At 40.8% G+C, this 22659-nt stretch carries 22 protein-coding genes and 1 pseudogene; 22 read left to right on the top strand and 1 reads right to left on the bottom strand.

Going from position 1 to position 22659, the window contains the following annotated elements; translation table 11 throughout:
* Positions 1-78: 78 nt before the first annotated feature.
* The gene (locus tag ACFOSE_RS04960) at positions 79-1014 is read right to left on the bottom strand and encodes a dihydroorotate oxidase (RefSeq protein WP_380431254.1); all 936 of its coding nucleotides are present in this window, start codon (positions 1012-1014) and stop codon (positions 79-81) included.
* Between the two features lie 232 nt (positions 1015-1246).
* On the opposite strand from ACFOSE_RS04960, the gene ACFOSE_RS04965 reads away from it, so the two are divergent.
* From ACFOSE_RS04965 to ACFOSE_RS05070, 22 genes and pseudogenes are all read left to right on the top strand, one after another.
* The gene (locus ACFOSE_RS04965; protein WP_380431255.1) at positions 1247-1942 is read left to right on the top strand and encodes a phosphoglycerate mutase; all 696 of its coding nucleotides are present in this window, start codon (positions 1247-1249) and stop codon (positions 1940-1942) included.
* 309 nt (positions 1943-2251) lie between these two features.
* Positions 2252-4402, top strand: coding sequence for a penicillin-binding protein PBP2B (gene pbp2b / locus ACFOSE_RS04970; protein WP_380431256.1), 2151 nt, complete (start codon positions 2252-2254; stop codon positions 4400-4402).
* 80 nt (positions 4403-4482) lie between these two features.
* Complete coding sequence (recR, locus tag ACFOSE_RS04975) at positions 4483-5079, top strand: recombination mediator RecR (protein WP_380431257.1); 597 nt, start codon at positions 4483-4485, stop codon at positions 5077-5079.
* Positions 5080-5991: 912 nt separating this feature from the next.
* On the top strand, positions 5992-6462 hold the full coding sequence (locus ACFOSE_RS04980) for a MarR family winged helix-turn-helix transcriptional regulator (protein ID WP_380431258.1): 471 nt from the start codon (positions 5992-5994) through the stop codon (positions 6460-6462).
* On the top strand, positions 6462-6812 hold the full coding sequence (locus ACFOSE_RS04985; RefSeq protein WP_380431259.1) for an acyl-CoA thioesterase/BAAT N-terminal domain-containing protein: 351 nt from the start codon (positions 6462-6464) through the stop codon (positions 6810-6812). Before ACFOSE_RS04980 ends, ACFOSE_RS04985 begins: the two co-directional genes overlap by 1 nt.
* Complete coding sequence (locus ACFOSE_RS04990) at positions 6773-7705, top strand: alpha/beta hydrolase (protein WP_380431261.1); 933 nt, start codon at positions 6773-6775, stop codon at positions 7703-7705. The genes ACFOSE_RS04985 and ACFOSE_RS04990 overlap by 40 nt, the downstream gene beginning before the upstream one ends.
* Positions 7706-7786: 81 nt before the next feature.
* Positions 7787-8836 carry a D-alanine--D-alanine ligase gene (locus tag ACFOSE_RS04995; RefSeq protein ID WP_380431262.1) on the top strand — a complete coding sequence of 350 codons (1050 nt, stop codon included), beginning with the start codon at positions 7787-7789 and terminating at the stop codon, positions 8834-8836.
* 450 nt (positions 8837-9286) lie between these two features.
* Positions 9287-9916, top strand: coding sequence for a TetR/AcrR family transcriptional regulator (locus ACFOSE_RS05000; RefSeq protein WP_380431263.1), 630 nt, complete (start codon positions 9287-9289; stop codon positions 9914-9916).
* A gap of 71 nt (positions 9917-9987) precedes the next feature.
* The gene (locus ACFOSE_RS05005) at positions 9988-10506 is read left to right on the top strand and encodes an HdeD family acid-resistance protein (protein ID WP_380431264.1); all 519 of its coding nucleotides are present in this window, start codon (positions 9988-9990) and stop codon (positions 10504-10506) included.
* Between the two features lie 165 nt (positions 10507-10671).
* Positions 10672-10722, top strand: a pseudogene (locus ACFOSE_RS05010) (hypothetical protein); the annotation flags it as partial.
* Positions 10722-11261 (top strand): phospholipase D-like domain-containing protein, encoded by a 540-nt coding sequence (locus ACFOSE_RS05015; RefSeq protein WP_380431265.1) that lies wholly within the window; start codon positions 10722-10724, stop codon positions 11259-11261. The pseudogene ACFOSE_RS05010 and the gene ACFOSE_RS05015, both read left to right, overlap by 1 nt.
* A gap of 11 nt (positions 11262-11272) precedes the next feature.
* The gene (locus ACFOSE_RS05020; protein WP_380431266.1) at positions 11273-11626 is read left to right on the top strand and encodes a potassium channel family protein; all 354 of its coding nucleotides are present in this window, start codon (positions 11273-11275) and stop codon (positions 11624-11626) included.
* On the top strand, positions 11626-12831 hold the full coding sequence (locus ACFOSE_RS05025; RefSeq protein WP_380431317.1) for a chloride channel protein: 1206 nt from the start codon (positions 11626-11628) through the stop codon (positions 12829-12831). Before ACFOSE_RS05020 ends, ACFOSE_RS05025 begins: the two co-directional genes overlap by 1 nt.
* A gap of 230 nt (positions 12832-13061) precedes the next feature.
* Positions 13062-14300 carry a GTPase HflX gene (gene hflX / locus ACFOSE_RS05030; protein WP_380431267.1) on the top strand — a complete coding sequence of 413 codons (1239 nt, stop codon included), beginning with the start codon at positions 13062-13064 and terminating at the stop codon, positions 14298-14300.
* The gene (locus tag ACFOSE_RS05035; protein ID WP_380431269.1) at positions 14293-14952 is read left to right on the top strand and encodes a cystathionine beta-lyase; all 660 of its coding nucleotides are present in this window, start codon (positions 14293-14295) and stop codon (positions 14950-14952) included. Before hflX ends, ACFOSE_RS05035 begins: the two co-directional genes overlap by 8 nt.
* A gap of 80 nt (positions 14953-15032) precedes the next feature.
* The gene (rnz, locus tag ACFOSE_RS05040; protein WP_380431270.1) at positions 15033-15962 is read left to right on the top strand and encodes a ribonuclease Z; all 930 of its coding nucleotides are present in this window, start codon (positions 15033-15035) and stop codon (positions 15960-15962) included.
* Entirely contained in the window at positions 15959-16723 is a 765-nt protein-coding gene (locus ACFOSE_RS05045) for an SDR family NAD(P)-dependent oxidoreductase (RefSeq protein WP_380431272.1), read from the top strand. The genes rnz and ACFOSE_RS05045 overlap by 4 nt, the downstream gene beginning before the upstream one ends.
* Complete coding sequence (gene recJ / locus ACFOSE_RS05050; RefSeq protein ID WP_380431274.1) at positions 16720-18921, top strand: single-stranded-DNA-specific exonuclease RecJ; 2202 nt, start codon at positions 16720-16722, stop codon at positions 18919-18921. Before ACFOSE_RS05045 ends, recJ begins: the two co-directional genes overlap by 4 nt.
* Positions 18922-18968: 47 nt before the next feature.
* Complete coding sequence (locus tag ACFOSE_RS05055) at positions 18969-19514, top strand: GNAT family N-acetyltransferase (RefSeq protein ID WP_380431319.1); 546 nt, start codon at positions 18969-18971, stop codon at positions 19512-19514.
* A 1-nt stretch (position 19515) separates the two neighbouring features.
* Positions 19516-20796, top strand: coding sequence for a CBS-HotDog domain-containing transcription factor SpxR (spxR, locus tag ACFOSE_RS05060; RefSeq protein ID WP_380431276.1), 1281 nt, complete (start codon positions 19516-19518; stop codon positions 20794-20796).
* Positions 20797-20812: 16 nt separating this feature from the next.
* A complete protein-coding gene (locus ACFOSE_RS05065; protein WP_380431278.1) occupies positions 20813-21673 on the top strand; it encodes a methionyl aminopeptidase in 861 nt (286 codons plus the stop codon).
* A 3-nt stretch (positions 21674-21676) separates the two neighbouring features.
* Positions 21677-22648 carry a YihY/virulence factor BrkB family protein gene (locus tag ACFOSE_RS05070; protein ID WP_380431280.1) on the top strand — a complete coding sequence of 324 codons (972 nt, stop codon included), beginning with the start codon at positions 21677-21679 and terminating at the stop codon, positions 22646-22648.
* Positions 22649-22659 lie beyond the last annotated feature (11 nt).

Here is a 22659-nt window from a genome sequence, read left to right on the forward strand (position 1 = left end):
ATATTATAGCAAAAAGGTTTAAAGAGAAGTGTAAAAAAACTAGACTGCTCTTAAGCAAGTCCAGTTTTCTATGAGGTATTAGTTCATATATTTGAGCTGGCCTCGGAAATCTTCCAATGTCTCATAACCCTTATCAGCCATGATATCTTTGAGTTCCTTGGTGATTCGCTCAAAAATAGCAGGACCTTCTTGATGGAGGGCTGTTCCGATCTGAACCATGCTAGCTCCGCAAAGGATGTGCTCAAAAGCATCGCGACCAGATTTGACACCTCCGGTACCAATAATCTGGATAGATGGATTTAAACGCTGATAGAAGGCATGGACATTAGCTAGAGCTGTCGGTTTGACATAGTCACCGCCAATACCGCCAAAGCCGTTTTTAGGTTTGATGACAACAGCTTCATCGTCAACTACCAAACCATTACCGATAGAGTTAATACAATTAACAAAGGCTAGCGGAAATGTATTAAAGACAGCAGCAGCTTGATCAAAGTGGACAATATCAAAATAAGGTGGTAGTTTAACGCCTAGAGGCTTTTTGTAGTAAGAGAAGACCTGACTTAGGATTTCTTCTGTTGTTTCAAAATCATAGGCAATCTGTGGTTTACCAGGAACATTGGGACAGGAGAGGTTCAGCTCAACCAAGCCTTGATAATCAGATGCCTGAACCTGCTTAAGAATTGTGTGAGTTTCTTTTTGAGACATACCAACCAAGGATAAAAAGTGGTTCTTAGTGTCAGCTTGCTTTTGTAGCTCAGTGACATAATCAAGATAATAGTTGAAGCCCTTATTAGGCAATCCCATGGAATTGATGGAACCCAAATGTGTATCGGCGTAGCGGGGTTCGGGGTTACCTGTGCGTGCTTCCAAGGTTGCGGTTTTGGTAACGAAGGAACCGGCTGCCGAAGCCTCAATTTCAGCTAACTCCTCACGTGTCATGCAGTATACACCGGCTGCATTCATAAGGCAGTTACCAAAGTTAAAATCAGCAATTTTTGTAGCAGTTGAAATCATAATTCTCCTTGGTAGATGTAGATGTTTTGATTATTCTACTATGACAGAAGAGAAAAAGCAACTCTTTTTTACTTGCTCAGCTGAATGTTCGTTATTCTCTCTAGCGAAGAAAAGATTTTTTAATGTAGGACTAGCTTTTTTAAGCTATTTTCGGTAAAATGATAAGGGTAAACGGTCTGAGGCCGAAAATGTAAACAGGCTATAAGCTTGGAATTTTAGAAGGAGAATTGTAATGGTAAAATTGGTTTTCGCTCGCCACGGTGAGTCAGAATGGAACAAGGCTAACCTATTCACTGGTTGGGCTGATGTGGATCTTTCTGAAAAAGGGACTCAGCAGGCTATTGATGCTGGTAAGTTGATTAAAGAAGCTGGTATTGAATTTGATGTTGCTTTTACATCTGTTTTAAAACGTGCTATCAAGACAACCAACTTAGCTTTGGAATATTCTGACCAGCTTTGGGTACCGGTTGAAAAATCATGGCGTTTGAATGAACGTCACTACGGTGGTTTGACAGGACAAAACAAGGCAGAAGCTGCTGAAAAATGGGGAGATGAGCAAGTTCATATCTGGCGTCGTTCATACGACATATTGCCACCAGACATGGCTAAAGATGATGAGAATTCAGCTCATACAGACCGTCGTTACGCACATTTGGATAACTCAGTTATTCCAGATGCTGAAAACTTAAAAGTCACTTTGGAGCGTGCACTTCCATTCTGGGAAGACAAAATTGGTCCAGCTCTTGTTGATGGTAAAAATGTTTTCGTTGGTGCCCACGGTAATTCAATCCGTGCCCTTGTGAAACATATCAAGGGTCTTTCAGATGATGAAATCATGGATGTTGAAATTCCAAACTTCCCACCATTGGTATTTGAATTTGATGAACACTTGAATGTTACTGCTGAATACTATCTTGGTGACAACTAAAGGAGGCTGGGACAAAAGTCCTGCCTTTTTGTTTTGCTCTAGCTTTACCAAATTAATGCAAGGATTGATTGGCAGTCCTTATCCCTTGCTAGACAAATGATAGCGGCCAACCTAATCAATTGTCCTACTCTTTTTTATGTAATTTTCAGTCCGTTTCTTAGTGATTGATTCCCTGGTTCTATTTAAGTTTCTGCCTAAATAAAGAGATACTTTATGAGATAAATTTCTATAAAGTCTCCGATAAAGACAGGTTTTTTTCCTTGAATTATGATAAAATAATGGCAATAGATTATTTGAAATGAGGAGAGTATGAGATTAAGAGAACTGTTGCCAAAATTATCTAAAAAAGAAAGGGTCCTGCCTAAAAAAAAGAAGAAAACATTGACTAGGAAAGCAAAAAAAACTGGATTTTTATCTAGTATAACGAGTCGTCTCTATATTATTTTTGCTCTAGTCTTAATGCTTTTGGCTGTTTTAATTGGACGTCTGGCCTATATGCAAGTCAGTAATAAGGATTTCTATCTCAGTAAATTAAATAAGCAGACAACTTACACGGTTAGGCAATCTTCTGAACGCGGCCAGATTTATGATGCTACTGGCCAGCCTTTGGTTGATAATGAAAAGAAGACAGTTGTTACCTATACGCGCAGCAATAAAGTTACTGCTGAGGATATTCGCAGTGTTGCCAAGGAGCTATCAACAATGGTTGATTTGACTGAAACCAAGGTCAGCAAGCGTGAGAAGAAGGACTATTATTTAGCCGATCCAGATAATTATAAGGCGATTGTTGACAAACTGCCAGACAAAAAGAAATATGATAGCTACGGCAATAGTTTGACGGAATCAGATATTTATAAAAATGCTGTTGATGCTGTTCCGAATAGCAAAATTGATTACTCCGAGGATGAGTTGAAACAGGTCTATATTTTCAGCCAGATGAATGCGGCTTCTAATTTCAGTACAGTTTATCTGACGACAGGAGATTTGACAGAGGATCAGATTGCCTATATCACGGCTAATAAATCGGACCTTCATGGTATCAGTATTGGTTCAGACTGGAATCAGCATGTCACAACCTCTTCCTCCTCGCTATCAGATATTATTGGTACTCTCTCTAGTGAAAAAACAGGACTTCCTCAAGAAAGTGCTGATGAATATTTAGCTAAGGGTTACTCCTTGAATGACCGTGTAGGGACTTCTTATTTACAAAAGCAATATGAGGATGACCTGCAAGGAACACGGACAACAACTAAAATCAATGTCGACAATGATGGTAATGTGGTTAGTCACAAAACCACTGCCCGAGGAAGCAAGGGAAATAACCTCAAGCTAACTATTGATTTGAATTTTCAAAATGGTGTCGAAGGAATCCTCAATCAGTATTACAGTCAGGAAATTGCTTCTGGATCCGCAGCCAATTCCGAAGGTGTTTATACGGTTGCGCTGAATGCTGATACGGGTGCCGTGCTTGCAATGGCAGGGCTTGCACATGAAAAAGGAACTGGCGAAACCAGTTCAAATGCTTTGGGAACAGCCACCAACGTCTTTGTACCAGGATCTGTTGTTAAGGGAGCAACTTTGACGGCAGGTTGGGAATCAGGTGTTATTTCTGGTAATCAAACACTAGTTGACCAATCTATCAATGTTGATGGCTCTAACCCTATTACATCATGGTTTACTGGAAATGGAACGCGCTCAATTACAGCAACGCAAGCCTTAGAGTATTCCTCCAATACTTACATGGTTCAAGTGGCTCTCAAAATGATGGGACAAGACTATTACCCAGGAATGACGCTGAGCGATGAAAATGTAGATTCAACGATGACAGCTCTGCGTGCAACCTATGCCGAATATGGTATGGGAACGACAACAGGTATTGATTTGCCAAATGAGTCAGCCGGTTATACATCAGATGATTATAAGCCAGGGAATGTTTTGACTGAAGCCTTTGGTCAATATGACAGTTATACCCCATTGCAACTAGCGCAATACGCTGCGACAGTTGCCAATGGTGGCAGTCGTATTGCTCCCCATCTAGTATCAGGTATTTATGGCAATAATGAAGATGGTGGATTGGGTGAGCTGACTCGTTCGGTGGATACTCAGGTTCTCAACAAAGTTAATATCTCTGATGAGCAGATGGGCTTAATTCAACAAGGTTTTCATGATGTAGTCAATAGTTCAGATGCCTATGCTACAGGTAAGAGCATGGCTAGTTCATCTATCAATATCTCTGGTAAGACAGGGACAGCCGAAACCTTCTCAACAGATGATAATGGCAATAGTACCGCAACGGTAAACCTCAATGTTGTAGCTTATGCAACAGCCAACGACGGTACTAGGGTGGCAGTTGCCGTCATGTATCCACATGCAGCTTCTTCAGATTCTAAGGCCCACCAATATATTGCCCGTGATATCCTAAATCTTTACCAATCCATGTATGGTGGTAATCAAGGCTAAGTATTTTGATGATGATAAAGAGGCTGAATTTTATCTCAGCCTCTTTATCTGGTTATCTTTCTATAAAAAAGGAGACTAATTTGTTATATCCAACCCCTATTGCTAAACTAATTGATAGTTTTTCTAAGCTGCCAGGAATTGGGACAAAGACGGCAACGCGTTTAGCCTTCTATACCATTGGAATGTCCGATGAGGATGTCAATGACTTTGCCAAGAACCTTTTGGCAGCTAAGCGAGAATTGACCTATTGCTCTGTTTGCGGCAATCTGACAGATGAAGATCCTTGTGCTATTTGTAGCGATGAAACTCGTGATAAATCCGTCTTATTGGTAGTAGAAGAGAGCAAGGATGTGACAGCCATGGAAAAGATCCAAGAGTACCGGGGACTTTACTATGTTCTGCACGGTTTGATTTCCCCCATGAATGGGGTAGGTCCAGATGATATTAACCTCAAGTCGTTGATTAACCGTTTAAGAGATGATCAGGTGGAAGAAGTTATTATTGCAACCAATGCAACGGCAGATGGTGAGGCAACCTCTATGTATATCTCACGTATTCTGAAACCAGCTGGCATTAAGGTGACTCGTCTTGCACGTGGTCTTGCTGTTGGCAGTGATATTGAATACGCTGATGAAGTAACCCTCTTACGGGCGATTGAAAATAGGACGGAGTTATAGTCGATTGACATGATAACTAGTTTATCTCACCTCTAAAAGAGAAAATATAAAAAGCAGCCTTTCTTGAACTGCACCCCAATCGTTAGATTTATTCTCTAACTTTTTGGGGCAGTACATCTACGGAGTGCTGTTTTTTATATACCATTTTAAAATAAATTGTTATCTCAGCCACAAAAAGTTTATAAAAGAGAGATCTATTTTTTCCAGTCAGCTTCGGTGTGGCGATCTGTTTTTTTTCTGCATTTTTAGTTTTAGAGCAACTGCTTTGAAATTGTTGAATTCTGGGAGACCAAAATTAACTTCAATAGTCTGATTAGAAATAGTCATATAGTGGAAGGGATATTCATAAATAAAACTTCAAAGAAATAAGGATAATCTTTAAAAAAATTATACCCTATAAGCTGCAGCCTTTCTTTAGTAGATTGACTGTCATAATGGACTGTTCAAAAAATTGAGAGATAGCTGCTAGCAGGATTTTTAGATAACCTTTCTTGTTGCCAAAGTTGAGATAGAGAAGTTCCATGGGTAACGCAGTATTTTTGTGCCACAGTGCGAATTGACAAACGCTCGCTTCCCTGTTTTTGAATTTCAGAACCTCTGGTCTCAATTAAGTTTTTTGAGCAGTTCGGTGTCCCTTTTCATAGACGCTCCTTGATTAAAGATCACTTTGTATTCCATTCGGACACCAAAAGTGCAAACTGTCTACTTTTGATGTCAACTATTATAAGGACACTGAACAAGCAGTCCACATACAATACAGAAAAACTAATTGCATAAAAGCGCTTTCCTTTCTGTTCTATTACCGGGAGCAGTGTTATGATTTGCTTAGCCTTGTTTACAGTTCATCTAGGGTTGACAAAAAAGATTATAGCGAGTAATATGTTAAGCATCTTAACAAAATAGGGTGATATTATGATAGAAAAATTAGAAATATTCAGTCAACATTTACGAGAGTTCATGAGGAAATATCAGAAACTTGAGCAGTATCAACACGATGTTAAAGGTAGTGACCTAAATATGGCTGAAGTTCATATCTTGGTTTTGGTGGGACGGTTTCCAGATATTCATCTTTTTCAGCTGGCTGAGCAGCGTCAGATTTCTCGTAGTGCGGTCACTCAGTTGGTCAATAAGCTGACAGCTAAAGATTATCTTAGGAAAGAAGTCTCAGACGATAAAAAAAGTGCCTATAAACTTATTTTGACGACTAAAGGTGAGAAAATATATGATTACCATAATAAACAGCATGCCTTTCTCAATGAAAAGTTGGGTAATATTTTGATGGGCTATCCTGATGATTTTATAGAAAGAGTAGAACAATTGATGGTTGAGATCGAAAAAGTTTGGGAAGAACTTTATCAAAAGAACCAGAAAGGCTGGGATTGATGACCATTACAATTATCAGTGATAACGAATTGACAGACTGCCCATTTGATATTGTCATTCGTCAACTTAAACCTTTGGCACTCTATAAGATAGAGATGACCTTGTTTAATTATTATAATATCAATGCTCCTATGACCTTGGACTGTGATATTCCATGGAAGTCCTACGGTTACTATTATTCAGATCATCAAGGGAGTATTTCAGTTAATCAGACGATTTGTCAGGAAGGCTCTTATCAGGGTCAGAGCAATATGGGGCTATTTTTTAACAGTAGACCGCAAGAGTTGAAAAAAGTAAACAAGCTTGGCGTTTGGAGGACATCCCATTACATCGTGATTTTGAGATATTAGTAGAGATATTTGATGAGAGAGGCGAAAAAATTGATGACTATAAATTTCACCGCTATTATCAACTGCCACATGTTCAATTTAAAAACATTAACTTCTCAAAAACCAGAGCAAGGCTCTTTTATCCTAAAGAAGGGCAAAATCTTCCGGCCATTATTGTTTTGAGTGGCAGTGATGGACGTATTGAAAAAGCTCAGAATATAGCCCAGTTGTTAGCTAATAGGGGCTTTGTCACCTTAGCCCTTTCTTATTTTGGTTTATCAGGAATACCAACTCATTTAGATCGTATTGCGCTTGAAACGGTAGAAGAAGGCGTACACTATTTAATTTCTTTACCGCAGGTAGATAGAAATCGTATTGGACTTTACGGACGATCTAAGGGGGCTGAAATGGCTCTGTGCGCAGCTTCTGTAATACCAAATTTTAAATGCCTTGTCGTCAATTCACCTTCCTGCGCGGTCATGGAAGGACTTAAAAGATTTAAAAATTCAGGTCATTCATCTTGGACTTATAAAGGAAAAGAGCTTCCTTTTACCAAGTTTTCACTCAGCGACTTTATCAAGGGAAAGGTTTATGGACGACCAATTGTCCATTATTATAAAAACAGTTTCATTTCGATTGAGAAAGTGAAGGCTCATTTACTTATGATTGGCACTAAAGAGGATGAAATTTGGCCAGCTGTCCAGTCTATTGAACAGTTGAAAAGGCGCTGGCAGTCAAGTTATTCCTCCCAAGAATATGAATTGCAAACCCTCATTTTAGAAAACAGCGGTCATATGTTAACGGTTGCCTATCAACCTAATAATCGTTATAAGAAGTTTGCTTGGCAAAACCTTCTGGCAGACAGTCAGCAATCTTGGCAGGCTACATTATCTTTCTTTTCAAACTATCTTTAAGCCTTAGTGGCCTTTGAAAGTCCTTTTGAATTATGATATGATAGGGAGCGGTAAAAATATTTTAGTTAGAAAAGAGAACTTATGTCTAAGCAAACATTAGTTTTACTATATGGTGGGCGTTCTGCAGAACGTGAAGTATCGGTGCTTTCAGCCGAAAGTGTCATGCGGGCGGTTGATTATGAGCAGTTTTCAGTTAAAACTTATTTTATCACGCAGACAGGGGATTTTATCAAGACACAGGAATTTACAACTTGCCCAGCTGCTGATGAAAAGCTGATGACGAACGACACAACTGATATCAGCCCTCGTATTAAGCCCAGTGATATCTATGAGGAAGGAGCGGTTGTCTTTCCAGTTCTACACGGGCCAATGGGTGAGGACGGCTCTATTCAGGGCTTTCTAGAGGTTTTGAAGATGCCTTATATCGGAACTAATATTTTATCTTCTAGTGTTGCTATGGATAAGATTACAACCAAGCAGGTTTTAGAATCAGCTGGAGTCCCCCAAGTAGCCTATGTGACTTATATGGAAGGTGAGGATTTGAAGGCTAAGATTGCTGAAACTGATAGCAAGCTTAGTTATCCGGTTTTTGTCAAACCGGCTAACATGGGTTCATCTGTCGGTATTTCTAAGGCTGGTAATGGGGCTGAGCTGCATTCAGCTATTGAATTAGCTCTAAAGTATGATAGCCGTATCCTTATTGAACAGGGTGTTGTTGCGCGTGAAATTGAAGTTGGTATCTTGGGCAATTCTCAGGTGAAAACAACATACCCAGGTGAAGTTGTTAAGGATGTTGCTTTTTACGATTATCAAGCTAAATATATTGATAATAAGATCACCATGGATATTCCAGCGCATGTTTCTGGGGATGTTGTTAAACGTATGAGATATTATGCGGAAATAGCCTTTCGTGCGATTGGTGGTTGTGGTTTGTCACGCTGCGATTTCTTCTTGACAGAAGAAGGGAAAATCTATCTCAACGAGCTCAATACTATGCCTGGATTTACCCAGTGGTCAATGTATCCTCTACTTTGGGAGAATATGGGGTTGGGCTATTCTGAACTCATCACAGAGCTCATCCGCCTAGCTCAAGAAATGTTTTATAAACGTGAAAATCACTTGCTATCATAGTGCTCTTAAATAATAAACACAAACACTTTGAATTGCACCTCAAAAGTTAGAGATGAAATCTAACTTTTGAGGTGCTTTTTCTGATGAAATTAAATTATGAAGATGAAATTCAAATCTATCGCTTAAGATAGAGAGGTTATATAATTAAACAATTAACCAGTCAATTCCCAGTCCGATACGAAGAGGCATCAGATAGACTTTATCTGACAAGTTCTACGATGAAATGGCATTTCAAGTGACATTATAGGGTTTTGGGGGATATCTTTTAATGGCTGAGGAATCCTTGGACGTGTGGCATAGGTATCGCTAGTTAGAGAGGGAGTTAGAGATTTGCAAGGAGTCTTAAGCGCTATATGAACAGGAGAAGCCATAGGCTTCTCTTTTTTAGTGCAACTGGTTTGACATTATAGACTGATTGGTCTATAATAAAGAAAATTTAGGAGAAGTAGGATGAAAAAAGAGTTAAAGACCAAGTTAACTCAGGAAAGGATTATTGAGGCGGCCCTGATTGAATTTTCCCAAAAAGGCTATAAGGCCTTTGGCATCAATGAACTTTGTAAGAAACATAGTATTTCAAAGGGCGTTCTCTATCACAATTTTTCTGGGAAAACCGAGCTCTATCTAGCCTGTGTCAGGGAGAGTTTCCACAAGGCTGTGTCTATGATTCGTGGAGAGTCGGGCGATGTACCCAGTCTGGCAGACTATGTGGAGCGCCGACATCGTTTTAGTAAAGACTTTCCTTACCATAGTCATGTCTTCTTTGAGGCTTGGATGACAGCTCCAAGGGAAATTGCGGAAGAAGTGGAAAAGGAAAAAGCTGTCTTTGAACAGTTGAATCAGCAGGTTTCAGAAAGGTTGCTGTCTGAGTCCACTCTTAAAAATCAGATTAGCCATTCTCAGGCCATGGATTATCTGGCTTTTATCCAACAATTGTTCAGAAGCTACTATTTATTGGCAGAGTCGGATAATAATCTATTAGATTTTGCTGAAAAATACGAAATGACTCTTAATAAAGTACTGGATTTAATGATTTATGGTATTTTAAAAGACGATAAGGAGAAAGGAGGGATTCATGATTAGAAGTCCAGTATGAGGGCCTATCCTCGAAATAAAAAGAAAATTAGATTATATACAATATTAGGAGAAAAATTATGTCGAAAAAATATTCATGGTTGTCCATTTTAGCAGGTGTTTTATCTATTCTGGCAGGTCTATATCTGTTGGTTAATCCTGCTCTAAGTCTTTTATCTTTTGCTTTCTTGTTTGCTTTGATCTTTATGATCAACGGGATTTCTGAAATCATCAAATTCTTTACAGCAGATGAAAAAAGTGGCTGGGATCTTTTTAGTGGTATTATGACCGTATTGCTGTCCTTCTGGCTCTTCTCAGGAAGTTTCCTTGAAAAAGTGACCTTTATTCCTTTCATCTTTGCTTTCTGGGCTCTCTTTACAGGTATTTCAAAAACCATCATGAGTTTTCAGGTTAAAAAAGTGGACAAGAAGTTGGGCAACACCCTTCTTTGGACTGGTATTTTAGGAATTATTGCCGGTATCATCATGATGGGTCACCCACTTATGACAGGTATCTTTGTGACCTATACCATAGCTTTTGTCTTTATCTATCAAGGGATTGCAGCTATCATTCTTTACTTCAAATCTAAAAAAGCATAAGATAGAAAAGTTCCAATATGGAGAAAGTGAAAAATCTCCTCTTTAACAAGGTGACTATCGGGCCATCCTGCTCTTTATGCAACTGGTTTGGCTCTTACTATTTTTCTATCAATTAATAGCTATTCTACTGTTATTACAGCTATTTTTGGAGTTGTCAGTTTTATCATGATTTTGGCAGTAGTCAGCTCCAAGGATAATCCGGTATACAAGATTGGTTGGATTATCTTGATTGGTCTTTTGCCCATGTTTGGAACCCTTCTTTATTTAATTTCCGCATGGATATTCTCTGGAATGCCAAGAACTATGTTTACATCTTTACCCCTTATCTGATTATCGACCATGAAATGACCCTTGCTTTAACCATGGCGGCCAAAAGAGGAGTGGACGTGCGCTTAGTGGTACCAAAAGTCCCGGATAAGCAGGCCGTCTACACCCTGACCGAATCTTATTTCCGCCCGCTTTTGGAAGCAGGAGTTCGTTTGTACCGCTACACACCAGGCTTTATCCATGCCAAGAGCTATCTGGTAGATGATAAGGTTGGTGTAGTCGGCACCATCAACATGGACTACCGCAGTCTCTATCTGCACTTTGAATGCGGCACCTTCCTCTATCAAGTGGATGCTCTTAAGGACTTGAAACAAGACTACCAAGAAACCTTTGCGGTCAGCGAAGAGGTTCATTTGGATGAGCTGGGAGAAGGCTTGCTTAAGCGGACTGGTCAGGCTGTTTTGAGAGTCTTGAGTCCACTCTTTTAGGAGAAAATTCTATGAAACCAACCTTCAAAAAAAAGAAACCCCTGCAGGTTTTGTGGCATATTATCAAGGTGACTCATTTTTCCAAGTTCATCCTGTCCTTTGTCTGTTACCTCTTTTTAGCAGCCTTAATTTTGTTTTTTACCGAACCAGCCATCAAGACTTTCGGTGACAGCATTTGGTATTGCTTCGTTACCTCGACTACTACAGGCTATGGGGATATTGTGGTGACAACCGCCATTGGCAGAATTGTCAGCGTTATCCTAGCTCTCTACGGCCTTCTCTTTTTTGGCTGTCTGTCAGGGATTGTGGTGACCTATTATATGGAAATGAACAAGCTCTTACCGCAGGAGGATGATCAGAAGTGATGAAAAAACAAAATCTTATTATCTTGCTTTCTGGTTTCTGCCTGAGCAGTCTGATTGCCTTGATTGCCTTTCTCTTTTTGATGGCTGAAAAATTTGGCAGTCATCTGCTTTGGGAAAGCTGGGGACATTCTCTGCCCTTTCCCATCCTCTATAAGGGCCTTTTGCTCTTGATTGGCGGTCTTTTGGTCTTTGCCTTCAAGCGAAAGTGGGGCAGTCTTCCAAGAACCAGTCATGAGCTGATGGAGGAGCTGAAAGAGCATCAGACAGTCAACTACCGCCATACTTGGCGCAGCCTACTTCTGGCTCTCATCATCCTTGTCTTGGGAGCAGGAGTGGGGCCCGAGGCTCCTTTGTTGGGCGCAGTCATTGCTTACTCGATTTGGCAGGCGGATAAATTGCGTTATCTGGAGGCCAATGCAGAGCAGCTCAAGCAAGGAACGCTCAAGGATAGGCTAGTGAGGCTCTTGCATCCCAGTCAATACCTTTTGACCTACCCAGCCAGCCAGAAAGGGACGGATAAGAAGAAGCGCCTGTTCTTCATCATCAATGGTCTGATTATTTTTGTCCTTCTGATGCGGATGACGGCGCAGCCTTCTTTTATTACCAAGTTGGGAGACAGTCAGTGGCAGGTTAAGGAATTAATTTTACTGTTACCATTGATGCTTTATGGCTTTCTTTTTGGCAAGGCCTATCACTGGCTAATCAAGAAGCTCAAAAGGCATTTGAGGAAATTGTCAATGCCTCTTATTGGGAAAATCTTGATAGGTGCAGCTGCTATCTTTGGAATTGCTGTCTTTGCTCCCTCCTTGCTCTTTTCTGGCCAGCATGCCATGCATCTGGTTGTGGATATGGGCATGAAGCTGCCAGCTCTTGTCCTGATTGGCTTGTCCCTCATCAAACTGCTCTTTTTAGAGGTCTGTCTGGAAACCGGCTGGACTGGTGGGGATATTTTTCCCATTACCTTTGCTAGTATCTTGCAGGGCTTTGCCTTCGCCCAGTTCCTGCCAGGCTACGATCCCCTCTTTGTCGTTTTGGTTGTCAGCCTCTCCTTGGCGGTTACCTTACTAGGAAAGGAGTGGCTGGCGGGTATCTTTATCTCCCTCTTTTTCCCACTTAAACTCTGGCCAGTCGCTCTTATTTTGATTTTCATTTTACAATGGTTGGGTAAAAAAGTGAAAGTAGAAGACGCCCATGCCGAGAATTAATCAATAGCGATTGCTCTATGGTCTTTGGGCTTCTGTGTATCTTTCATTTTATGCTTCTTTGAATTAGTTACTTTTCATTATCCATCATGTGGGATTTTTGTATACTCAAAAAGTTCTATATTGCTTCCATGGATGTCACTTCCACAAAAATTATAGAACCAAGAAAAATTGTCCTTATTTATGGTATAATAAAATTCAATGCTGGGAAGAAAAAGGTGGAAAGAGAGCTTATGATTAAGACTGCTGCAAAGCCTGAACGCGTGATCTTAGTTGGTGTTGAATTGCAGGAAACTGATAATTTTGAAATGTCCATGTCTGAACTGGCTAGCTTGGCAGAGACGGCTGGAGCTCAAGTTGTTACTAGCTATTGTCAAAGGCGTGAACGCTATGATAGTCAGTCTTTTGTTGGTTCTGGTAAACTTCAAGAAATTTCCGCTAGAATTGAGGCGGATGAGATTGATACAGTTATTGTTAATAATCGTCTAACGCCACGGCAAAATACCAATTTAGAAGCAGCTTTTGGGGTGAAGGTTATTGATCGGATGCAGTTAATCTTGGATATTTTTGCCATGAGAGCTCGCAGTCATGAGGGTAAACTGCAGGTTCACTTAGCCCAGCTCAAATATATGTTACCACGTTTAACAGGTCAAGGGGTCATGCTCAGTCGTCAGGCTGGTGGTATTGGTAGTCGTGGGCCGGGTGAAAGTCAGCTAGAACTCAATCGCCGCTCTATTCGCAATCAGATTGCTGATATTGAGCGTCAGTTAAGGACAGTGGAGAAGAATCGGTCTACCCTGCGCAAGAAACGCATGGATTCATCAATCTTTAAAATTGGTCTGATTGGCTACACTAATGCTGGCAAATCAACCTTGATGAATTGCTTAAGTGATAATCGGCAGTATGAAGCTGATGAACTTTTTGCTACCTTGGATGCAACCACCCATCAGATTTATCTCAAAGATCGCTTCCAAGCAACGCTGACTGATACGGTTGGCTTCATCCAAAATTTACCAACTGAGTTGGTAGCTGCCTTTAAGTCGACTTTAGAAGAGAGCCGTAATGTGGATTTGTTCCTACATGTCATTGACGCTAGTGATCCTAATCATGTTGAGCATGAAAAAATTGTTGTCGATATTCTCAAAGAATTGGGAATGTCGGAAATTCCCCGACTAGCTGTTTACAATAAGATGGACCAGACAGAGCATCTCGTAACGACTGCTTTCCCCAATATTCGTTTGTCTCTCAAGGATGAAATGAGTCGGAAAACTTTACGTCAACAGATTTTAGATGAAATTGAGCATATCTTTCTTCCCTTTTCAATTAAGGTGAGTAAGGACAAGCTCTACAAACTTTATGAGTTAAGCAAAATTGCCTTGATTGATCCTTATCATTTTGAACGTGATGATGAAGTGATCACAGGTTTTATCGCTGAAAAAAACAAATGGAGATTGGAAGAATTTTATGACTGATGTGATGGAATTGGCTCTCAAATATGGTGGTTTCACGAGTTTAGATAAAGTTTATTTGACCAATGTTTTAGCGCAGTTGAGCCCAGAAGCTCAGTTGCTTTTTGTAACGCCTCCTCCTAGTGTTCTCAATGCCTATTTTTCGGAAATCTATCAAAAGCAAGGGCCTGAGGCTGCGACAGCTTATTATCTGGAGCTATCTCAAAGCTATAACTGGTTGCAGTCCCATCCTAGTTTTGACGAGCATCAGCCCTTTGTCCGCTTAAACTTATCTGGTAAATCCTTCGCTTTTGTTTATGAGTCAGCCGATGAGGTGGCTCTTGTCTTTTCAGAGAAAAAAGAAACTATTACTGGTGAATTGCTTCTGGAACTTGCCAAGCTTTTCCCCCACTACAAGATTTATCAGGAAGATTCTCAAATTAAGATGCGACCCTTAGTTTTCGATGAGAAAGATAAGGAGGTCGTTGAAGATCTATCAACGGATGTACTGCTGACAGATTTGGTTCGTTTAAAAGGGAATATTATTAAACTTTCAGGTTACAATGCGCAAGAAGTTTTAGAATTGGGAGAAGATTTATCAGCTAAAGTTGAAGGTCCCGTTTACTATGCCTTTCAACAGAGAGAATTTGCGATTTATTTTAAAGAAAAAGATTAGAAAGAAAGGGAGGCAGCTGTGCAAGGGAAGTGAGTTCTGTTTATTTTAGGATTGATAGCTGAGCGCAGTTGGTAATCACTATGGAAATACAATTTTTAGGAACAGGAGCAGGCCAGCCAGCAAAGGCTAGAAATGTCTCTAGTCTTGTTTTAAAGCTACTCAATGAAATTGATGAGGTCTGGATGTTTGACTGTGGTGAAGGGACTCAGCGCCAAATTTTGGAGACCAATATCCGACCGCGTAAGGTCAGAAAAATTTTTATCACTCACTTGCATGCGGATCATGTTCTAGGTTTGCCAGGCTTTTTAGCTAGCCGTTCCTTTCAGGCGAGTGAAGAGCAGACAGATATTGATATTTACGGACCTATTGGTATTCGTAGTCTGGTTTTATCTTCTATAAAACAGACCGGTACTCGCCTGCCCTATCGTATTCATTTTCATGAATTTGATGGAAAATCGCTCGGGCAAATTTTAGAGACCGATAAATTTACGGTTTATGCAGAGAAATTGGACCATACTATCTTTTGTGTGGGTTACCGTATTGTTCAAAAAGATTTGGAAGGAACCTTAGATGCACAAGCTCTGAAAGATGCTGGTGTTCCTTTTGGACCACTTTTTGGTAAGATTAAGGACGGTAAAGATGTGATTTTAGAGAATGGGACGAAGATCATTGCCAAGAACTATGTTTCCGCTCCGCGCAAGGGTAAGGTCATTACTATTCTCGGTGATACTCGAAAGTGCCATGCCAGTGTGCGTTTGGGCCTAGGTGCTGATATTTTGGTTCATGAATCAACCTATGGTAAGGGTGATGAGAAATTAGCGCGCAATCACGGCCATTCAACGAATATGCAGGCGGCTCAAGTTGCTAAAGATGCCTCAGCGCAACGCCTTTTACTGAATCATATCAGTGCTCGTTTCCTATCACGAGATGTCCGCCAATTAGAGGCGGACGCTAGAACTATTTTTAATAATTCTAAGATTGTTTGGGACCTAGAAGAGGTGGAAATTTGAAACGTATCATCGCTATTACAGGAGCTTCTGGTGATTTGGCCCAAGCCTTAATCAAGACCTTATCGGCTGAAGATAATACCATTATAGCAATCGGTCGCAGCAAGGAAAGACTGGCTCAGCTTTATAGTCAATTTCCTAATGTTGAGCCCAGAGCTGTCAATATGAGAGATGATGAAGCGATTGCTCAACTAGTTGCTGACATCTATCGGGACTATGGAACGATTAATGTTTTCATCAATAATGCAGGTTTTGGCGAGTTCAAGGATTTTGACCAGTTTGAACCAGAAGATATCAGAGAACACTTTGATATCAATACCTTAGCGACTATCAATTTTTCGCGACTCATCGGGCAAAAGATGGCAGAAGAGGGTGCTGGTCATATCATCAATATCGCTAGCATGGCTGGTAAAATGGGAACAGCCAAGGCAAGTGTCTATGCTGGAACTAAATTTGCAGTAATTGGCTATTCCAACGCTTTACGTTTGGAACTAGCTGAAAAAAATGTTTTTGTAACCACCGTTAATCCTGGACCGATTGTAACTAAGTTTTTTGATCGAGCAGACCCATCAGGAAATTATCTTAAGGCTATTGAGCGCTTTAGCTTGAGTCCAGAGCAGGTGGCTAATAAAATGATAAAAAATCTTGGAAAGAACAAGCGTGAAATCAATCTACCCTTGGCCATGGCTGCCATTGCAAAATTTTACACTCTTTTTCCGGGGTTCGCTGATTTTCTATCAAGAAAGGTTTTTAACTACAAATGATTTCGTCAAAGTATGACTGGAATAAATTAGAAAAGACTCCGAGTGAGTCCTTTTTGGTACTGGCTAAAAAAGAAAATTTAGGAGAGACAGCGGCTAAAATTCTTTTTGAACGTGGTATTGATAACCAAGAAAAACTAGCTGCTTTCTTGTCTGCCGACCTATCCCAACTTCATGATCCATATCTTTTTCATGACATGGACAAGGCTGTGGTCAGAATCCGTCAAGCCATTGAGAATAATGAATCCATTCTCATCTATGGAGACTATGATGCAGATGGCATGACCTCAGCCTCTATTATGAAGGAAGCTCTTGAGATGCTAGGAGCCGAGAATCAGGTCTATCTCCCTAATCGCTTTACAGACGGTTATGGTCCCAATCTTAGTATTTATAAATACTTTATTGAGCAAGAAGGAGTCTCTTTGATTGTAACAGTGGATAATGGTGTGGCAGGTCATGAGGCAATTCACTATGCTCAAGAAAACGGTGTCGATGTTATCGTGACAGACCATCACTCTCTACCCACTGAACTACCTGATGCCTATGCCATTATACATCCTGAACATCCAAAAAACTCCTATCCTTTTCCTTATTTAGCTGGATGCGGTGTTGCCTTTAAGGTGGCAACGGCTCTTTTGGAGGGTGTTCCTAATGAACTTTTAGATTTGGTAGCTATCGGTACAATAGCCGATATGGTGAGCTTAACCGATGAGAACCGCATTCTGGTCAAGTATGGGCTGAAGATGTTGGCGCAGACAGAACGTATCGGTCTTCAAGAGTTGATGACTGTAGCTGATATTGATCCAGTGGAGCTGGATGAAGAGACTGTTGGTTTTAAAATTGCCCCTATGCTCAATGCACTGGGACGTTTAGGCGATCCCAACCCAGCTATCGAACTTTTGACAGGCTTTGATGGAGAAAAAGCTCAGACAACCGCCCTCATGATAAAAGAGAATAATAAAGAGCGCAAACAAATTGTACAGACGATCTACGATGAAGCGATTGGCATGGTGGATCTGACTAAACCTGTTCAGGTTTTGGCTAAAGAAGGTTGGCATCCAGGGGTTTTAGGCATCGTTTCCGGCCGCATCTTGGAAAGTATCAATCAACCTGTCATTGTTCTTAATATTGACAATGGGATGGCCAAAGGGAGTGCTCGTTCAATTGAAGCAGTCAATATCTTCGAAGCCTTAGACGAGCATCGTCAGATTTTTGAGGCTTTTGGTGGTCATGCTGGTGCAGCTGGTATGACTCTGCCTGTTGAAAATTTAGAAGAACTCTCTGATATTCTATGTGACTATATTGCTGACAAGCAAATTGATAGGTCCAGCAAAAATAGTTTGACTATTGATGAGGATCTATACTTGCCAGATCTGAGTTTTGAGACCATTAAAAGTTTGGAAAGATTGGCACCTTTTGGCATGGACAATAAGAAGCCAGTCTTTAGAATCAGTCATTTTAAGGTCTTGCAGAGTCGCAGTATGGGACAAAACGGGGCTCACCTCAAAATGAAGATTGCCCAAGAGGGCGCTGAGTTTGACCTTGTAGCCTTTTCTCAAGGGCATCTGGCTCAGGAATTTGCCCAAGCTCACAATCTTGAGCTAGCCGTGACCTTAGCGGTCAATGTTTGGAATGGCAATACCAGCCTGCAGTTGATGCTGACTGATGCTCGAGTAGAAGGGATTCAGTTAATTGATATTCGTGCTAAGAATGCACATTTCCCCGATAACGTTCCAGTATTGGCAGAAGGGCTTGATAGTCAGACTGTAGTTATAGATGATATCCCAGAAGATCCTGAGCGACTTAAAGAACTTTTTGCACATCAGGATTTTCAAGCGATTTACTTCAAGAATCGAATAAAAAATGCCTATTATTTAACAGGTTATGGCACAAGGGAACAGTTCACCAAACTTTATAAGACTATCTACCAATTTCCAGAATTTGATGTCCGTCATAAATTGACTGAACTGGCTGACTATCTTAAAATTCCTGATCTTTTGTTGGTGAAAATGATCCAGATTTTCGATGAGTTGGATTTTGTCACCATTGATGATGGTGTGATGACGGTTAATAAGGACGCTCAAAAGCATGAGATTACTGAAAGTAGTATCTATCAGAAACTTGTTGAACTGGTCAAATATCAAGAACTCATGGCCCTTGGTACTCCTAAAGAAATTTATGATTGGCTGATGGAAGATTAAGTTTAGTCACGTTTGACTTGACAGGGGAAAAACTGTACTATAATAATATGGATATCTGGACAAATCTAGGTAAATTCTCCCGTTTGGAAACACAGCGCTTGTGGTTGCGCCCTTTCAATTTTGAGGATAGTAATGATTTTTATGCGATTACGCATAACCCTGATAATCTGGCCTTTATATTTCCTACTCAGGCCAGCCGCTCTGAGAGTGATTATCTCTTGGTGCACTATTTTATGAAAGAACCTCTGGGCACTTGGGCTATCGAGGATAAAACCAGTCAGCATATGCTGGGCGCGATTCGCTTTGAAAATCTCAATCTGTCTAAGGGCTATGCGGAGCTCGGCTATTTTATTAATCAAGAGTATTGGGGGCAGGGATTGGCTACAGAGAGTCTCAAGACGTTGTCCTTTCTTGCTTTTCAGGAATTTGGACTCAAGACTTTATCCATTATTACTCACAAGGAAAACATTGCCAGCCAGAGGGTTGCTCAAAAAGCTGGTTTTAAGCTGGTGCGTCAGTTCAGGGGGAGTGACCGCTACAGCCACAAGATGCGCGATTATCTGGAATTTCATCTAAAGGCAGGTGATCAGTGAGATGACTAAACATCAAGAAATTTTGGAATACTTGGAGGCTCTTCCCATTGGCAAACATGTCAGTGTTCGCAGTATCTCCAACCATTTGTCGGTCAGTGAAGGGACTGCTTATCGGGCTATTAAGGAAGCTGAGAATCGAGGGCTGGTTGAAACTCAGCCTCGCAGCGGAACTATTCGCATAGAGCAGAAGGTCAAGGTCAGACTTGAAAAGTTGACTTACGCTGAAATTGCTGCCATCTCAGAATCAGAGGTTATCGCTGGCCATGCCGGTCTCAAGCACGAATTCAGTCGCTTTTCCATCGGGGCTATGACACGTGAGAATGTTGTTCGCTATTTGGTTAAAGGGGGCTTGTTAATTGTTGGGGATCGTGAGGAGATTCAATTATTGGCCCTTGAAAATAAAAATGCTGTTTTAGTGACCGGTGGTTTTAAAGTGTCTAATAAGGTGCTGGAGCTAGCCAAGCGCCAGGGAATTCCGGTCATGGTATCGGCCTATGATACCTTTACCGTAGCGTTCATGATTAATCGAGCTCTATCAAATGTCCGCATTAAAACGGATATCAAGACGGTTGCTCAGGTCTATAGTCCTAAATCGCAATATGGCTATCTGACCACAGCGGATGCTGTTAGGGATTACCATCATTTGGTTAAGAAAAATAATCATGTTCGATATCCAGTTATAGATGAGAAAGGGTGTGCTGCTGGTATTGTAACTATGCGAGATGTAACCGATCAACGCCTAGCGACCCCTATCAATACTGTTATGACTAAACCGGTGACGACCAAGCCGGAAAACAGTTTGGCAACGGTCGCTCAGCGGATGATAGTGGAAGATTTTGCCATGCTACCCGTTGTTGATGATGAACATCATCTACTGGGGGTTATTACCCGTAAATTGGTCATGGAAAATTTGCAGGATCCCAATAACGAGGACCTTCATACTATCAGTGATCAGATTGTTGCTAGTCTCAAGCAGGGACGAGAAGGGTTTAGTTTCAAGGTTGAACCAGCTATGATTGATAATGCTGGTAATCTAACCAATGGTATTCTGGCAGAAATACTAAAAGAAGCCGCTCTACGCGCTTTATCTTTAGATAGTAAAAAAAATATCTTTATTGAGCAAATGATGATATACTTTTTACAAGCTGTCCAAATTGATGATCAACTGGTTTTAAAACCTAAGATTGTCACAAAAAAACGTCGCAGTACAACTATTGATATCGAGGTCTACTGTCAAGATAACATTGTCTGCAAGGCGATTGTTGCTGGTAAAATCAATTAACATTAGGAGAAAATAAATGATTACACTTAAATCAGCGCGTGAGATCGAGGCGATGGATCGTGCAGGTGACTTTCTAGCGAATATCCATATTGGTCTACGTAATCTTATCAAACCTGGTTTAGATATGTGGGAAATTGAGAAATACGTGCGCCGCCGCTGCAAAGAAAGCAATGTTCTACCTCTACAAATCGGTGTAGAGGGGCAACTGATGGATTATCCCTATGCTACTTGCTGTGGGCTAAATGATGAGGTAGCTCATGCTTTTCCGCGTCACTATATTTTAAAAGATGGTGATTTACTCAAGATTGATATGGTGCTCAGTGAGCCGCTTGATAAGTCTGTTTTGGATGTATCCAAGTTGGATTTTGATAATGTTGCTGAGATGAAAAAATATACCGAACATTATGCAGGTGGATTAGCTGATTCTTGTTGGGCTTATGCTGTTGGAAATGTGTCACAAGAAGTTAAAGATTTGATGGCTGTAACCAAGGAGTGTCTCTATCGAGGTATTGAAAAGGCTGTTGTCGGTAATCGTATTGGAGATATCGGTGCAGCTATTCAGGAATATGCAGAAAGTTGTGGTTACGGTGTTGTTCGTGATCTAGTTGGACACGGTGTTGGACCTACCATGCATGAGGAACCTATGGTTCCCCATTATGGAACAGCAGGCCGTGGTTTACGTCTGAAAGAGGGTATGGTTCTGACCATTGAACCTATGATCAATACAGGAACTTGGGAAATTGATACGGATGTAGAAACCGGTTGGGCTCATAAAACGCTAGATGGCGGCCTATCCTGCCAATATGAGCATCAATTTGTGATTACCAAAGATGGTCCTGTTATTTTGACCAGTCAGGGTGAAGAAGGAACTTACTAAAAAATGAAGAAAAAATTCTTGGATAGACTGGTGGATAAGCTAAACTATCCACCTCTGCAAGTCTATCTCAAGCATTATCGCAGCGCTGAGATAGATTTATCCAGTATCGCTGTCGCCTATTACATGCTCTTGACAATCTTTCCTTTGATTGTTATTGCTGCTAATATTTTTCCTTATTTTAATATTGATTTGACGGATTTTTTATCTTTTTTACGAGCGAATTTACCACGTGAAATCTATAGCTCTGTAGCGGAAATTATCCGTAATCTTTTTGCCACACCTTCTAATAGTGTCTTAGGAGTGGCGACTGTCGCCGGCTTTTGGACCATGTCCCGAAGCCTAACTTCCCTGCAGAAAGCTTTTAATAAGGCTTATGGGGTTAGTCAACACAGAGATTTTGTTATCGGGCATATGATTGGGATAGTTGCTAGTTTTTTCATCCTATTTCTCTTGACTTTTGCCCTCTTGCTCTCCACTCTATCTGATGGGGTATATCAGGCTCTGCGTCAGCATTATGACCTGCCATCAGGAATTGTTCAGCTCCTGCTTCATCTCAACCGCCCTTTGATGATGGCAGTAGTTTTACTAGGTTTGATGACCTTATATTTTATACTGCCTAACGTTCGTATTAGGAAAATCCGCTATACCTTGCCGGGAACAACCCTAAGCGGTGTTGTTATCATCTTTATGACCGGTTTGGTGGGTGAATATGTGACCCATACTTTCAACAATCTAGTGGATATTAAGGTCTTTGGTTCCATCATCATCTTTATCATTATGTTCTGGTTCGTCTTGCTGGCTCGAATTTTGATCATGGGAGCTGTTCTTAATGCCACTGCCCAAGAACTGTTTCATGGAGAAATGGAAGGTAGGAGAGGGGATGTTTTTACCTTTTTCCAATCTTTCAGCGATGATGGCAAATCTTCTGATTCTACTGAGCATGATCGAGATGGACAAGACGATGAGAACTCCTAAAAGTTTGAATG

Source organism: Streptococcus dentapri, from assembly GCF_042649885.1.
Classification (GTDB): Bacteria; Bacillota; Bacilli; order Lactobacillales; family Streptococcaceae; genus Streptococcus; species Streptococcus dentapri.